Origin of the sequence: Nonomuraea africana (assembly GCF_014873535.1) — a bacterium.
Classification (GTDB): domain Bacteria; phylum Actinomycetota; class Actinomycetes; order Streptosporangiales; family Streptosporangiaceae; genus Nonomuraea; species Nonomuraea africana.
Genome location: NZ_JADBEF010000001.1, coordinates 6,568,768 through 6,582,441 on the forward strand (window position 1 = coordinate 6,568,768; position 13,674 = coordinate 6,582,441).

The 13,674-nt window shown below is 69.0% G+C and carries 12 protein-coding genes and 1 tRNA gene; 4 read left to right on the plus strand and 9 right to left on the minus strand.

Features of this window, described 5'->3' with window-relative positions; translation table 11 throughout:
• Window positions 1-12: 12 nt before the first annotated feature.
• The 7 genes from H4W81_RS31085 to H4W81_RS31115 all read right to left on the minus strand — a co-directional run bounded on the left by H4W81_RS31085 (window position 13) and on the right by H4W81_RS31115 (window position 6,382).
• Window positions 13-852, minus strand: coding sequence for a 3'(2'),5'-bisphosphate nucleotidase CysQ (locus H4W81_RS31085; protein WP_192778069.1), 840 nt, complete (start codon window positions 850-852; stop codon window positions 13-15).
• A complete protein-coding gene (locus H4W81_RS31090) occupies window positions 852-2,291 on the minus strand; it encodes a sugar transferase (RefSeq protein ID WP_225958873.1) in 1,440 nt (479 codons plus the stop codon). Before H4W81_RS31090 ends, H4W81_RS31085 begins: the two co-directional genes overlap by 1 nt.
• Before the next feature lie 85 nt (window positions 2,292-2,376).
• A complete protein-coding gene (gene pth, locus H4W81_RS31095; protein WP_192778070.1) occupies window positions 2,377-2,961 on the minus strand; it encodes an aminoacyl-tRNA hydrolase in 585 nt (194 codons plus the stop codon).
• Window positions 2,962-3,035: 74 nt separating this feature from the next.
• The gene (locus H4W81_RS31100) at window positions 3,036-3,644 is read right to left on the minus strand and encodes a 50S ribosomal protein L25/general stress protein Ctc (RefSeq protein WP_192778071.1); all 609 of its coding nucleotides are present in this window, start codon (window positions 3,642-3,644) and stop codon (window positions 3,036-3,038) included.
• 114 nt (window positions 3,645-3,758) lie between these two features.
• Window positions 3,759-4,736, minus strand: a complete 978-nt coding sequence (locus tag H4W81_RS31105; RefSeq protein ID WP_192778072.1) for a ribose-phosphate diphosphokinase — start codon at window positions 4,734-4,736, stop codon at window positions 3,759-3,761.
• Window positions 4,733-6,181 (minus strand): bifunctional UDP-N-acetylglucosamine diphosphorylase/glucosamine-1-phosphate N-acetyltransferase GlmU, encoded by a 1,449-nt coding sequence (glmU, locus tag H4W81_RS31110; protein WP_192778073.1) that lies wholly within the window; start codon window positions 6,179-6,181, stop codon window positions 4,733-4,735. Before glmU ends, H4W81_RS31105 begins: the two co-directional genes overlap by 4 nt.
• A 129-nt stretch (window positions 6,182-6,310) precedes the next feature.
• Window positions 6,311-6,382 (minus strand) — tRNA-Gln (locus H4W81_RS31115).
• Window positions 6,383-6,641: 259 nt separating this feature from the next.
• Between H4W81_RS31115 and H4W81_RS31120 the strand changes: the two genes are divergently transcribed.
• From H4W81_RS31120 to H4W81_RS31135, 4 genes are all read left to right on the plus strand, one after another.
• The gene (locus H4W81_RS31120) at window positions 6,642-7,583 is read left to right on the plus strand and encodes an acyl-CoA desaturase (RefSeq protein ID WP_192778074.1); all 942 of its coding nucleotides are present in this window, start codon (window positions 6,642-6,644) and stop codon (window positions 7,581-7,583) included.
• Window positions 7,584-7,665: 82 nt separating this feature from the next.
• Window positions 7,666-8,499, plus strand: a complete 834-nt coding sequence (locus tag H4W81_RS31125) for a TetR/AcrR family transcriptional regulator (RefSeq protein WP_225958874.1) — start codon at window positions 7,666-7,668, stop codon at window positions 8,497-8,499.
• A 54-nt stretch (window positions 8,500-8,553) separates the two neighbouring features.
• Window positions 8,554-10,614: an RNA degradosome polyphosphate kinase gene (locus H4W81_RS31130; RefSeq protein ID WP_192778076.1), complete on the plus strand. Its 2,061-nt coding sequence runs from the start codon at window positions 8,554-8,556 to the stop codon at window positions 10,612-10,614.
• A complete protein-coding gene (locus tag H4W81_RS31135; RefSeq protein WP_192778077.1) occupies window positions 10,604-11,407 on the plus strand; it encodes an NUDIX hydrolase in 804 nt (267 codons plus the stop codon). The genes H4W81_RS31130 and H4W81_RS31135 overlap by 11 nt, the downstream gene beginning before the upstream one ends.
• On the opposite strand, the gene H4W81_RS31140 is transcribed toward H4W81_RS31135, so the two are convergent.
• A complete protein-coding gene (locus H4W81_RS31140; protein WP_192778078.1) occupies window positions 11,395-12,825 on the minus strand; it encodes a CYTH and CHAD domain-containing protein in 1,431 nt (476 codons plus the stop codon). The two genes, H4W81_RS31135 and H4W81_RS31140, sit on opposite strands and share 13 nt — an antisense overlap.
• A 64-nt stretch (window positions 12,826-12,889) precedes the next feature.
• Complete coding sequence (locus H4W81_RS31145; RefSeq protein ID WP_225958875.1) at window positions 12,890-13,660, minus strand: trans-aconitate 2-methyltransferase; 771 nt, start codon at window positions 13,658-13,660, stop codon at window positions 12,890-12,892.
• Window positions 13,661-13,674 lie beyond the last annotated feature (14 nt).

Genomic DNA, 13,674 nt, shown 5'->3' on the forward strand with positions numbered 1-13,674 from the left:
CTTCCTCCGGCATTAGCGGTGCAGGTCGCGGATTCCGGCGAGCAACGTTGGCGCCAGTTCCGGTAGGGAAACAAGGATATCCGGAAGAGTGGGGTCCTCCTGGTTGTAGGCCAGCTCGGAGCCGTCGATCCGGCTCGTGAAGGCCCCGGAGGCCTGGGCGACCGCCACAGGTGCCGCGGAATCCCATTCATATTGCCCGCCCGCGTGGACGTACGCCTCCACCTCGCCGGTCAAAACCGCGGAGATCTTCGCCCCGGCCGAGCCGATCGGCACGAGATCGGCTCCCGCGAGAAAGGCGAGTTTCTGCACGAACTCGGGCGGTCTGGTGCGGCTGACCGCGATGCGGAACCTGCCGCCCTCGAAGGGCGGGAGCTTGGGCGGTTCGGCCGTGGACAGCGTGCGGCCCTGAGCGGGCAGCGCCACCGCTCCGGCCACCAGCTTGCCGCGCTCCCACAGCGCGACGTGGACCGCCCAGTCCGCGCGGCCCTCCGCTGCGTTGACGGTCGCGCTCCCGACGGGCCCTCCCTGGTTACGCAAGCTGCCGCTGTCGGGCCCTGCTCGCCGCTCCGCGAACTCCCTCGTGCCGTCAAGCGGGTCTACGATCCACACCCGGTCGGCGGTCAGTCTGGAGGAGTTCTCCCGCTCCTCGCGGGTGGCCTCCTCCGACAGCACGCTGTCGCTCGGACGCAGCCGCGCCAGCGCCTCGGTCAGGAAGACGTGGGCCAGCCTGTCGCCCTCGGCCCGCAGCGCGGGCGGGTGCGCGAAGCCCTCGCGCCCGCGCAGCGCGAGGAGCCGCTCTCCCGCCTCCGTCGCCAGGTCGGCGGCGAGGGCATGGTCGTCGCGAATCGTCATCAGTAAGCTCCTTGCCCGCGGGCGACGGCCGACCAAGTCTTCCACAGGATCTGCAGATCAAGCATGAGAGACCAGTTCTCGACGTAACGCAGGTCGAGGCGTACGGATTCCTCCCACGACAGATCTGACCTGCCGGAAACCTGCCACAGCCCCGTGAGCCCCGGGCGCACCAGTAGTCGCCTGCGGACGTCGTCGCCGTACTGCGCGACCTCCTCGGGCAGCGGGGGCCGGGGGCCGACCAGTGACATGTGACCGAACAGCACGTTGATCAGCTGGGGCAGCTCGTCGAGGGAGTGGCGGCGCATGAACGCCCCCAGAGCCGTCACCCGTGGATCGTCGCGCACCTTGAACAGCACGCCGTCGGCGTCGCTGACCAGTTCCACCTTCATCCGCTCGGCGTCCTGCCGCATCGTGCGGAACTTCACGATCGTGAACAGCCTGCCGTCCCTGCCCACTCTCGTCTGCCTGAACAGCGCGGGCCCCGGACTGCTCATCCGGACGGCCAGCGCCAAGCCGAGCAGTGACGGCGCGATCAGCACGAGCAGCAACCCCGCCACCACCCTGTCGAAGACGTTCTTCACCAGTTGCCTCGCCCCCGCCAGCTCGGGGTGCTCGACGTGCAGCAGCGGCAGCCCCGCGGCGGGACGGATCGTCGTGCGCGGGCCCGCCACCTCCATCAGGGCGGGCGCCACGACCAGCTCGGTGTGCGTCTTCTCCAGCCGCCAGGCCAGGCGGCGCAGCGCGACGCCGTCCATCTCCTGACAGGCGAGCACCGCCACCGTGTCGGCGTCGACCTGCCGCACCACCAGCGGAACATCCGCGAAGCCGCCCGCCACCGGCACGTCGCCCACCCTGCTGCCGTGGGCGTCGTCGGGGAGGCAGGCGGCCACGATCTCCATGCCGTGGTAGCGCTCCCTGCGGAACCTGGCCACCAGCTCGGCGATGCCCGCCGCGTGGCCGACCGCCACGACCCTGCGCATGCACTGCCCCGCCGCCCTGCGCCGGTGCAGCGAGCGGCGCAGGCCGTACCTGAAGAGCACGGTCAGCAGCGTCGTCAGCGGCAGCGCCAGCACGACGTAGCCGCGCGCGACCTCGGTCTTGGTGGCGTAGGCGCAGATCGCCATCGCCGCGGTCAACGCGATGCCGCACCTGACGATCCGGCGGAACTCCTCCGACCCGATGCCGATCAGGCGCGGCTCGTAGGCCCTGTTGAGCGCCACCGCGCACACCCACACGGGCGGCAACGCCAGGCTGAGCAGGATGTACGGCGTGACGTAGGGCGTGAGCTCACCGAACCTGGCGACGAAGGCCAGCATCGCCCCCGCCACCGCGCAGGCGAGATCGGCCACGAGAGCGTGGAAGCGGTAGGAGCGCACCCATCCGGGCATGCGAGGACTGGCCCGCCAGACGAGCGTCGGCTCGACCTTCGCGACCGTCATCAGCCCCTCCACGCGGCCCCCCGTGACCCATGTTCAACAGACAGTCATGGAATGGTAGCGGGGGGTAGCTCTGCGTGGCCCCGATTCAGCGAGGCGGGGGCGAGATGTTCAGATCGAGGCTGTGAAAGGCGTTCTGTGTGGCTTCGAGGCCCTTCTCCATCAGCGACTCCACCACGTCGGCCGCCCTGTCGACCAGGAACGCCAGGTCCTTGCGCTCGGCGGTGCCGAAGTCCTTCAGCACGAAGGCGGCGGCGTCCATGCGGCCGGGAGGGCGGCCGATGCCGAACCGCACGCGCAGGTACTCGCGCGTCGCCAGCGTCTTGGTGATCGATTTGAGGCCGTTGTGGCCGTTGTCGCCGCCGCCCAGCTTGGCGCGGAGCGCGCCGTAGGGGATGTCCAGCTCGTCATGGACCACGATCAGCCGCTCCGGGCCGATCTTGTAGAAGTCGGCGAGCAGCTTCGTCGGCCCGCCGGACAGGTTCATGTACGTCTGGGGCTTCGCCAGCACCGCGCCCCTGGTCTCCAGGACGTGCGCACGGCTCTTGTGCGCCTTGAACCTGCCGCCCGCCCGTGCGGCCAGCTCGTCCAGGACCATGAAACCGGCGTTGTGCCTGTTGCCTTCGTACTCGGCCCCGGGGTTGCCCAGACCGACGATCAGCCAGCGATCCATCGCGCTCCTCCATACGGCAACGGGGCGAGCCGGGCATCTCGCCCGGCCGCCCCGTCAACTGCTCTTCGGCCGTGTTACTCGGCGGCCTCGGCGCTCTCGCCCGCGGTGGCCACAGCCGCCTCGGCCTCCTCCTCGGAGGGGGCCTCGACGGGCTTGGCGTTGACCTGGATGATCACCGTCTCGGGCTCGGCGACCAGGGTGGTGCCCTGCGGCAGCTTCAGGTCGCCCGCGGTGACGACCGAGCCGACCTCCATGCCCTCGACGTCGACCTCGACGCCGGTGGGGATGTGGGTGGCCTCGGCCTCGACGGCGATGGAGACGAGCTGCTGGTCGAGCAGGCCCTCGGAGTTGACGTCACCGGTGGTGGTGACGGGGATCTCGACGGTGACCTTCTCGCCGCGCCTGACCAGGAGCAGGTCGACGTGCTCGACGAAGCCCTTGATCGGGTCGCGCTGGACGCCCTTGGGCAGGGCCAGCTCGTCCACGCCCTCGCCCTGCAGGCGGATCAGCACGTTGGCGGTGCGCAGCGCGAGGAGGACCTCGTGGCCGGGCAGCGTGAGGTGCTTGGGGTCGATGCCGTGCCCGTAGAGAACGGCGGGCACCTTGTCGGCGCGACGGATCTTGCGGGCGGCGCCCTTGCCGAACTCGGTGCGGGGCTCTGCGGCGATACGTACTTCGGACACGACATCTCCTAGGGATGCATGAGATCGGATGACGCATGAAAGCGGATACTGCGTTCCCCCTCACCCGCCCTAGCGGAAGGCGTTACGAACGCAACCTTTGTAGTCTACGGCACGTCAGGAGTTGCCTTCGAACAGGCTCGTCACCGACCCGTCGCTGAACACCTCGGTGATCGCCCTGCCGATGAGCGGCGCGATGGACAGCACCGTCAGCTTGTCGAACCTCTTCTCCTCCGTCAGCGGCAGCGTGTTGGTCACGATCACCTCGGAGATGCGGGAGTTCTTCAGCCGGTCGACCGCGGGGTCGGAGAAGACCGCGTGCGTGGCCGCCACGATCACGTTCGTGGCGCCCTGCTCGTACAGCGCGTCGGCGGCCTTGCAGATCGTGCCGGCGGTGTCGATCATGTCGTCGATCAGCACGCAGGTGCGGCCGCGCACCTTTCCGACCACCTCGTTGACCTTCACCGAGTTGGCCACGTCGAGGTCGCGCCGCTTGTGGATGAAGGCCATGGGCGTGCCGAGCGTGTCGGCCCACCGCTCGGACAACCGCACGCGGCCGGTGTCGGGCGAGACGATCGTGGTGTTGGCCAGGTCGAGCTTGTCCTTCAGGTAGCTCTCGAGCACCGGCATCGCGAACAGGTGGTCCACGGGCCCGTCGAAGAAGCCCTGGATCTGCGAGGTGTGCAGGTCGATGGACATCAGCCGGTCGGCGCCCGCGGTCTTGAAGATGTCGGCCATCAGCCTGGCCGTGATGGGCTCGCGCCCGCGGCCCTTCTTGTCCTGGCGGGCGTAGCCGAAGAACGGCATGACCACGGTGATGCGCTTGGCGGAGGCCCGCTTCAGCGCGTCGACCATGATGAGCTGCTCCATGATCCACTTGTTGATCGGCCCGGTGTGGCTCTGGATCACGAAGGCGTCGCACCCGCGTACCGACTCGAGGTAGCGCGCGTAGATCTCGCCGTTGGCGAAGTCGATCAGCTTCGTCGGCGTGAGCGAGACCCCGACGTGGTTGGCCACCTCTTCGGCCAGCTCAGGATAGGCCCGTCCAGAAAAGAGCATCAGCTCCTTGGATCCCGGCTGTTTGATGCTCGTCACGTGCCACTCTCCCGCTCTTGCTCGGCCAGCGCCCTCTCGGCCGCCGCAGCCGACTTCGTGCCCGCGCGCCTGCGCAAGACCCATTTCTCGATGTTGCGCTGCCGCGCTCTGGCCACGCCCATCGCCCCTGGGGGAACGTCGTCGACGATGACCGATCCGGCCGCCGTGTAGGCGCCGTCGCCGACGGTCACCGGAGCGACCAGCATGGTGTCACACCCCGCGAAGACGCCGTCTCCGATGGTGGTGTGGTGCTTGTTGACCCCGTCGTAGTTGACGAAGACCGTGGAGGCGCCGATGTTGACGTCCTCGCCGATCGTCGCGTCGCCGACATAGGACAGGTGCGGCACCTTCGACCGCGCCCCGACCTTGGCGTTCTTCATCTCGACGTAGGTGCCCGCCTTGGCCTTGTGCCCGAGCTCGGTGCCCGGCCGCAGGTAGGCGTAGGGTCCGACCGAGGCCTCCGCGCCGATCACCGCGCTGTCGGCGACCGCGTTGCGCACCACCGCGCCGGGGCCGACGAAGGTGTCGGTCAGCGTGGTCGCCGGGCCGACCTCGGCGCCGGTCTCGATGCGGGTACGGCCGTGCAGCTGCGTGGCGGGATGGATCACGACGTCAGGCTCGATCTCCACGGACACGTCGACGAACGTGCTGGACGGGTCGACGACCGTCACGCCCGCCCGCATGTGCCGCTCGAGGATCCGCCGGTTGAGCACCCCGCGCGCGAACGCCAGCTGCACCCGGTCGTTGACCCCCTCGACCTCGACGTAGTCGTCGGCGACGTGCGCCCCGACCCGGTGGCCCTCCTGACGCAGGATCGACAGCACGTCGGTGAGGTACTCCTCGCCCTGCGCGTTGTCGGACGACACCCGCTTGACCGCGTCGGCCAGCAGCGACCCGTCGAAGGCGTACACGCCTGAGTTCATCTCCCTGATCGCCCGCTGCGCGGGACCGGCGTCCTTCTCCTCGACGATCTCGAGGACGCCGCCCGTCGCGTCGCGCACGATCCGTCCGTACCCGGTCGGGTCGGGGACCTCCGCGGTCAGCACCGTGACCGCGTTCCCGTCCTTGGCGTGGGTGTCCAGCAGCCGCCCCAGCGTCTCCGCACGAAGCAGCGGGGTGTCTCCGTAGGTGACCAGCACCGTGCCGGCGATCGTGCCCATCTCCTCGAGCACCGTGCGCACGGCGTGACCGGTGCCGCGCTGCTCGCTCTGCACGACGGCCTTCGCGTCGGGGCTGGTGCGGGCCAGGTGGTCGCCGACCCGTTCCTTGGCGTGACCGATGACGACGATGAGCCGTTCGGGATCGAGCTCCCTGGCGGCGGCGAGCATGTGGTCGACCAAGGAGCGGCCGCACAGCTCATGAAGGACCTTGGGGGTCTGGCTCTTCATCCGGGTGCCCTCGCCTGCGGCGAGGACGATGACTGCGGCCGGGCGCGGCACACTCACGGACTGAGGCTCCCTGTGACGAGGCGGATCAGGGCTAGGTACGGCTACCGCACCGCTACCCTCCCGACACCGTGAGGATACCTGCCCGCCTTCGTCACCTCTTCACCCACATGGCGACATTCACCACAGCTCCGGCGCCAGGACTCGAACCTGAACAACGGACACCAAAAGACCGCGAGCTGCCAATTACTCAACGCCGGAAGGAGGAGCCTGACGGCTGCCCCGCGTCTAGGGTACCGGCGATTGGCCCCCTCCGCCGATCGGGATCACAAGTCGGCCGCGAGTTCGCGCGTGTTAGCAGATTCGGGGGGAAGGGGCAAGACACGGAATCCACTCAGCGTCCCCGGAAGACCGTCATCTTCCACACATTCGCTTCTTAGGGATTCCTAACTTACGCTGACGTAGGTTACGGTTGCGTAGCCAGGACATTCATCCTCATACACGTCGTGAGAGGTAGCCCATGACCGTTCTTGTCGACCGACCGGCGCCCGGTCCCAAGCCAGATGTAGACCCCGAGCCCAAGACCAGGGCCGAGTTGGTCATCTTCGGCCTCGTCGTGGGTCTCCCCCTGGCCGCGATCGCGGCCGCCGTGCCGTTGGCATGGGGCTGGAACCTCCTGAGCTGGACCGACATCGCGATCGCCGCCGTGTTCTACGTGGTCACGGGGCTGGGCGTGACCGTCGGTCTGCACCGCTACTTCACGCACGGCTCGTTCAAGGCCAAGCGGCCGATGAAGATCGCGCTGGGCATCGCCGGCAGCCTCTCGCTGGAGATGTCCGTGCTCGACTGGGTCGCCACCCACCGCAAGCACCACAAGTTCTCCGACAAGGAGGGCGACCCCCACTCGCCGTGGCGCTTCGGGCCCGGCTTCAGGTCGATGACCAAGGGTCTGCTCTACGCGCACATGGGCTGGTTGTTCGAGAGCGAGCGGACCAACAGGGAGAAGTACGCCCCTGACCTGTACAAGGACCCCGACATCATCAAGCTGCACAAGTGGTTCCCGGCGCTGGCCATCACCTCGATCTTCCTTCCCGCCGTCCTCGGCGGGCTGCTGACCTGGTCGTGGCAGGGCGCGCTGACCGCCTTCTTCTGGGGCTCGCTGGTGCGCATCGGCCTGCTGCACCACGTGACGTGGTCGATCAACTCGATCTGTCACGTGTTCGGCGAGGAGGCCTTCCAGAGCCGCGACAAGTCGCGCAACGTGTGGTGGCTGGCGATTCCCTCGTTCGGCGAGTCGTGGCACAACCTGCACCACTCCGACCCGACGTGCGCCCGGCACGGGGCGCTGAAGGGCCAGATCGACCTCAGCGCCGGCCTGATCCGGATCTTCGAGCGGCTGGGCTGGGTCCACGACGTCCGCTGGCCGACTCCTGAGCGCCTGGCGGCGAAGCGCATTGGCTAGTGCCGCCATCACGGTGCCCGGTAACGGGCCGGGCACCGCCATTATGGAACCTGTGACCACCGAATCCCGATCTCGCAGGCGTATGACCGGTAGAGAGCGAAGAGAGCAGCTGATCACGATCAGTCGCACTCTGTTCGCCGAGAAGGGGTTCGACGGGACCTCCATCGAGGAGATCGCCGCCACGGCGCAGGTGTCCAAGCCTGTGGTGTACGAACACTTCGGCGGTAAGGAGGGCGTCTACGCGGTGGTGGTCGATCGCGAGATGCAGAAACTGCTCGGCATGATCACCTCGGCGCTGGCGGCGTCGCATTCGCTGATCAAGCTGGAGCGCGCGGCGCTGGCGCTGCTGCAGTACATCGAGGAGAGCAGCGAGGGCTTCCGCATCCTGGTGCGCGACTCGCACGCGGCCTCGGGGACCGGCACGTTCGCGAGCCTGATCAGTGAGATCGCCAGCCAGGTCGAGGACGTCCTGGCCGACGAGTTCAAGGGCAGGGGCTACGATCCGAAGCTCGCCCCGATGTACGCCCAGATGCTGGTGGGCATGGTGGCGCTGACCGGCCAGTGGTGGCTCGACGTGCGCAAGCCTGGACGCGAGGAGGTCGCCTCGCACCTGGTGAACCTGGCGTGGAACGGCCTGACGGGCCTCAACCCCACCCCGCAGATCACCGCGACGAGCAAGGGCCTGGAGCTGTCGGCCATGGCGCCGTTGCCGCCGCGGCCCACCGAGAAGGAGCTCAAGGAGGCGCAGAAGGCACGCGCCAGAGAGCTCAAGGAGGCCGAGAAGGCCAGGGAGCGCGAGCTGAAGGAGCGCGAGCGGCTCCTGCGCGAGGCGGAGAAGGCCAGGGAGCGCGAGGAGAAGCTGCGCCAGCGCGAGGCGCGACTCGCCGAGCGGGCGGCGAAACTCGAACAAGAGTGAGTCGTTGAGATGCAGTTAACGCTTTGTTCAATCTAGTTGGGCATATTACGTAATATGTCCGTCGAGCTCCTGTCCTCTGGAAACGACCTGCCCCTGCCTCAGGAGCGGTTCCTCAACCGTGAGGAGAGCTGGCTCCAGTTCAACGAACGGGTGCTGGAGCTGGCCGAGGACCCCTCCCTCCCCCTTCTCGAACGGGTGCGCTTCCTGGCGATCTTCGCGAGCAATCTCGACGAGTTCTTCCGGGTGCGGGTGGCGGGTCTCAAACGACGGATGGCGACGGGTCTGCTGCTGCGGACCAAGAGCGGGCTCAAGCCGCGCGAGGAGCTGGCGCGGATCGCGACGATCGCCGACGGCCTGGCCAAGCGGCACGCGGCTCTCTTCCACGAGCGGATCTGCCCGCAGCTGGCCGCCGAGGGCATCGAGATCGTGCGGTGGGACGACCTCGGCCGCGACGAGCGCACCGAGCTGCGCAAGCTGTTCAGGGAGCGGATCCGCCCGGTCCTGACGCCGCTGGCCGTCGACCCCGCCCACCCCTTCCCCTACATCTCCGGGCTGAGCCTCAACCTGGCCGTCGTGGTGCGCAACCCCGCCACCGACCACACCGTCTTCGCCAGGGTGAAGGTGCCCTCCCAGCTGCCCCGCTTCGTGGCCGCCTCGAAGAACAGGTTCGTCCCGCTGGAGGACGTGATCGCGGCCCATCTGGGCCAGCTGTTCAAGGGCATGGAGATCCTGCAGCACCACGCGTTCAGGGTGACCCGCAACGAGGACCTCGACGTCGACGAGGACGTCACCGAGAACCTCATGAAGGCGCTGGAGAAGGAGCTGCTCAAGCGCCGTTTCGGCCCCGCCGTTCGGCTGGAGGTCGAGGAGACGATCACACCCGAGGTGCTCGAGCTGCTGGTCGACGAGCTCGACGTGGCGCCGCACGAGATCTACCGGGTGGACGGCCCGCTCGACCTGACGGGTCTCGACGCCATCGCCGACCTGGACAGGGGCGAGCTGAGCTTCCGCCCGTTCGTCCCCGCCGAGGCCATCCACGCCGAGGACGACATCTTCAGCGTGCTGCGCGAGCGCGACGTGCTGCTGCACCACCCCTACGACTCCTTCGCCACCAGCGTGCAGCGCTTCATCGAGGAGGCGGCCGAGGACCCGCAGGTGCTGGCGATCAAGCAGACGCTCTACCGGACCAGCGGCGACTCCCCCATCGTGAACGCGCTGATCGACGCGGCCGAGGCGGGCAAGCAGGTCGTGGTGGTCGTGGAGATCAAGGCCCGCTTCGACGAGCACGCGAACATCTCGTGGGCCCGCAAGCTGGAGAAGGCCGGCTGCCACGTGGTCTACGGCGTGGTCGGGCTGAAGACGCACTGCAAGCTGGCGCTGGTCGTGCGGCAGGAGCCCTCGGGCGAGCTGCGCCGCTACTGCCACATCGGGACCGGCAACTACAACCCGAAGACGGCGCGCCTGTACGAGGACTTCGGCCTGCTCACCGCCGATCCGCTGGTCGGCGAGGACGTCACGGACCTGTTCATCCACCTGACCGGCTACTCCAACCATTCGGCCTACCGCAGGCTGCTGGTGGCGCCGCACTCGCTGCGGGGCGGGCTGCTGGCCAGGATCGAGCGAGAGATCGCCCACCAGCAGGCGGGCCGGCCCGCGCGCATCAGGATGAAGACCAACTCCCTGGTCGACGAGCAGCTGATCGACGCGCTCTACCGGGCCTCCCGCGCGGGCGTGCAGGTGGACCTGTGGGTCCGCGGGATCTGCGCGCTCCGTCCGGGGATTCCCGGCCTGTCGGAGAACATCCGCGTCCGTTCGGTGCTGGGGCGTTTCCTCGAGCACTCCAGGGTGTACGAGTTCGGCCTCGGCAGGCGTCCCGAGATCTGGATCGGCAGCGCCGACCTGATGCGCCGCAACCTCGACCGGCGGGTGGAGGCGCTGGTGAAGGTGACCGGCCAGTCGCACCGGGCCTACCTGATCGAGCTCATGGACCTGGCGATGGCCGACACCGCGAACTGCTGGTGGCTGAACTCCGACGGCACGTGGAGCCGCCACGTGGGCGACGACCTGCAGAGCCACCTGATAGGGACGCGGCGGTGGAGGACCGTTGACGACTGAACCGATCAGAGCCGCGGGGGCGGTCGTGTGGCGCGGCGACGAGGTCGCCCTCGTGCACCGTCCCAAGTACGACGACTGGACCTTCCCCAAGGGCAAGCTGAAGCCGGGCGAGCACGTGATCGCCGCGGCGCTCCGCGAGGTTCGCGAGGAGACGGGCCTCACCGTGCACCTCGGCAGGGCGCTGCCCGCCGTCCACTACCTCCGCAAGGGCCGGCTGAAGCGGGTCGACTACTGGATCGCCCACGTCGTCTCCGGCGCATTCGTCCCGGGGCCTGAGGTGGACGACCTGGTCTGGCTCACCCGCGACGCGGCCCGCGCCCGCCTCACCTACGAGTGGGACGCGAGCCTGCTGACCGCCCCTCCGCCGCGGACCACCCCCCTGCTGCTCGTACGGCACGGCAGCGCGGGCTCGCGCGACGAGTGGGAGGGCGACGACGACCTGCGCCCCCTCGACGCCGACGGCCTGGCCCAGGCGCGCACCCTTGCCACGGTGCTGCCCGCCTACCGGCCCGCCGCGCTGCTCAGCTCCCCGAGCAAGCGGTGCGTGCAGACGCTTCCAGGCGCCGGTCTGCGGCTCGACCCGCTGCTGAGCGAGCAGGGCTACGACCAGGCCAAGAGTGCCGAGCTCGTCCGCGGGCTCGAGGGGCCCGCGGCCGTGTGCAGCCACGGCAAGGTGCTCCCACCGCTGATCGACGAGCTCAGCGGGCTGCGCATGCACCTGCGCAAGGGCGCCTTCGCCGTCCTGCACCGCCTGGACGGCGAGATTCTCCACATCGAGCGCTACTCGATCTGAACCTTCGCCCACACCTCGGGGAAGTCGGCGTGGGCGCGCTCGGCGGCGGCTCGCTCGATGCCGACCAGCACGCCGTAGGTGAAGGTGTCCTCCCCCGCCTGACGCGCGCTCTCGGCCTCCTTGGCGAGCGTTTCCTGCGCGACCACCCCGTCCTGGTGGATTCCGAGCGTTTCCTGGACGGCTTCGGCGCGTTTGGCCAGCTTGCCCATGCCGATCGCCTCGGCGGTGTACCGAGCGCGTTTGGCCGCCTTGCGCACGTCGTGCATGGCGGTCTCGTGTTCGCCGGGATCCGTGACGGCCTGAGCGTGGTCGTAGGTCTTCGTCACGCGCTGCCAGTTCTTGTCGGCGATCGCGGCCAGCGCGGTGTCCGCCGGCCGGCCCGCCGCCTTGCCCAGGGACGGCTCGGCGACCAGCCGGTCGAGGGCGTCGAGCAGCGCGAAGTACCGCTCACCGCTCAGCGCCGCCCTGATCGCGCCATACGCCTCTTCCTCGCGCTTGCCGAGGTCGTCGCCGAGCCGTACCTGGATGGGGCCGGTCACGAGCTCGGGGTCGAGCCTCCTGAGGTGCCCGGCGAACCTGGCCCTGATGACCTCCAGGTCGCGGGCCTCGCCGAGCACGGCGCCGAGCCACTTCAGCTCGTCCTGGACGGCGCCGGTGTCCTGGACCACGCTCTTGAACGCCTTCAGCGCGCTGCGCAGCCTGCGCGAGGCGACGCGCATCTGGTGCACGGCGTCCTCCTCGGCCCTGCGGGTGCGCGGGTCCTGTGCGAGGAGGGCGGCGACCTGGTCCGCGAGGTAGTTCACGACGACCTCGGCCGCGCTGCCCGGCTCGACCGGCGCACGGGCCGGCGGCGCGGGTTCGAGCAGCCTGGCCAGCTTGCTGGCCGAGCCGGCGGGGACGGCGCCCGCCTTGCGCAGCCGCTTGCCCACCTTGGCCAGCAGTTCCTCGTCGCCGTCGATCAGCTCGGCCTCGACCTCGCGCCATCGCTCGATGCGGGGCTGGTCGCCGAAGGCGGTCCCCTTGACGCGGTCGTCGGCCACCTCGACGCCCCCGCCCACCAGGGTCACCGTCCTGCGGGTGTCGAGCTCGGCCACGATCCGCAGCTCGGCGCCTCGGGTGTAGGCCTGGACGAGTTCGGCCAGCTCGGCGGGGACGACCTTGGTGCTCCTGGTGAGCGGGAGCCGGATCTCCTGACGCGCGCCCTTGGCCTTGGGCAGCTTGAGGTGCCACCCGGGATCGGCGCCCCCGCGCCGCCGGCGCAGCGTGACCCCTCTGGCGGCCAGGCGCAGGTCGGCGGTGTCGTAGTAGAGCGCCACGAGCTGGTGGCTCCTGGGTCCGACGACCTCGCCCAGCTTGCTCAGATCGGGCACCTCGTAGTCACCCGGTACGTCGAACTTGTCCTCGATCTCGATGCTCACTGCACCTCGCAACCGTTCGATTGCGGACAATCATGCCACTAGGCAACGAACTGGAGAAGCGCCCTCACCTGCGGCCGACCACGAAGATGCGGCGGAAGGGGAACGGCGTGCCGTACGGCTTGGCGGGGTAGGCCTCGTCGAGCAGGACGGCCAGCTCGTCGGTGAAGCGGGCGCGCTCGTCGGGCTCGAGCCGGTCGAAGATCGGCCGCAGCGCGGTCCCGGAGATCCAGTTGAGCACCGCGTTCTCCCCCTGCAGGACGTGCACGTAGGTGGTCTCCCACGCGTCCACCCGCAGGCCGAGAGCGGCGAGCTGGTCCAGGTAGGCCACCGGCTCGGCGACCGGCCACGGGCGCTCGAACTCACCCAGCCTGTCCTTCCAGTTGTCACTGGCGCACAGCTGCCGGATCAGCACGTGGCTGGGCGCGTCGAAGTTGCCCGGCACCTGGAAGGCGAGCCAGCCGTTCGCGCTGAGCTCGTCGACCCAGCGCTCCAACAAGTCGCGATGATGGGGCACCCACTGCAGCAGCGCGTTCGAGACCAGCACGTCGACGGGCCGGTCGGGGCGCCAGAGCGTGACGTCCGCGACGTCGTAGTGGACCCTCGTGTCGAGCCCCCGCGCCTTGGTGATCATCGCGGGCGAGGAGTCGAAGCCGTAGACGGTGGCGTTCGGCCAGCGTTCGGCGAGTGTCGCGGTGAGTTCGCCCGACCCGCAGCCCGCATCGACGACATAATCGGGATGATCGGCTCGCACGCGGCTCACCAGCTCGAAGAAGGGTCTGGAGCGCTCGTCGGCGTACGCGGCGTAGGTCGCTGGGTCCCAGATATCTCTTGACATAAAGATAATTGATA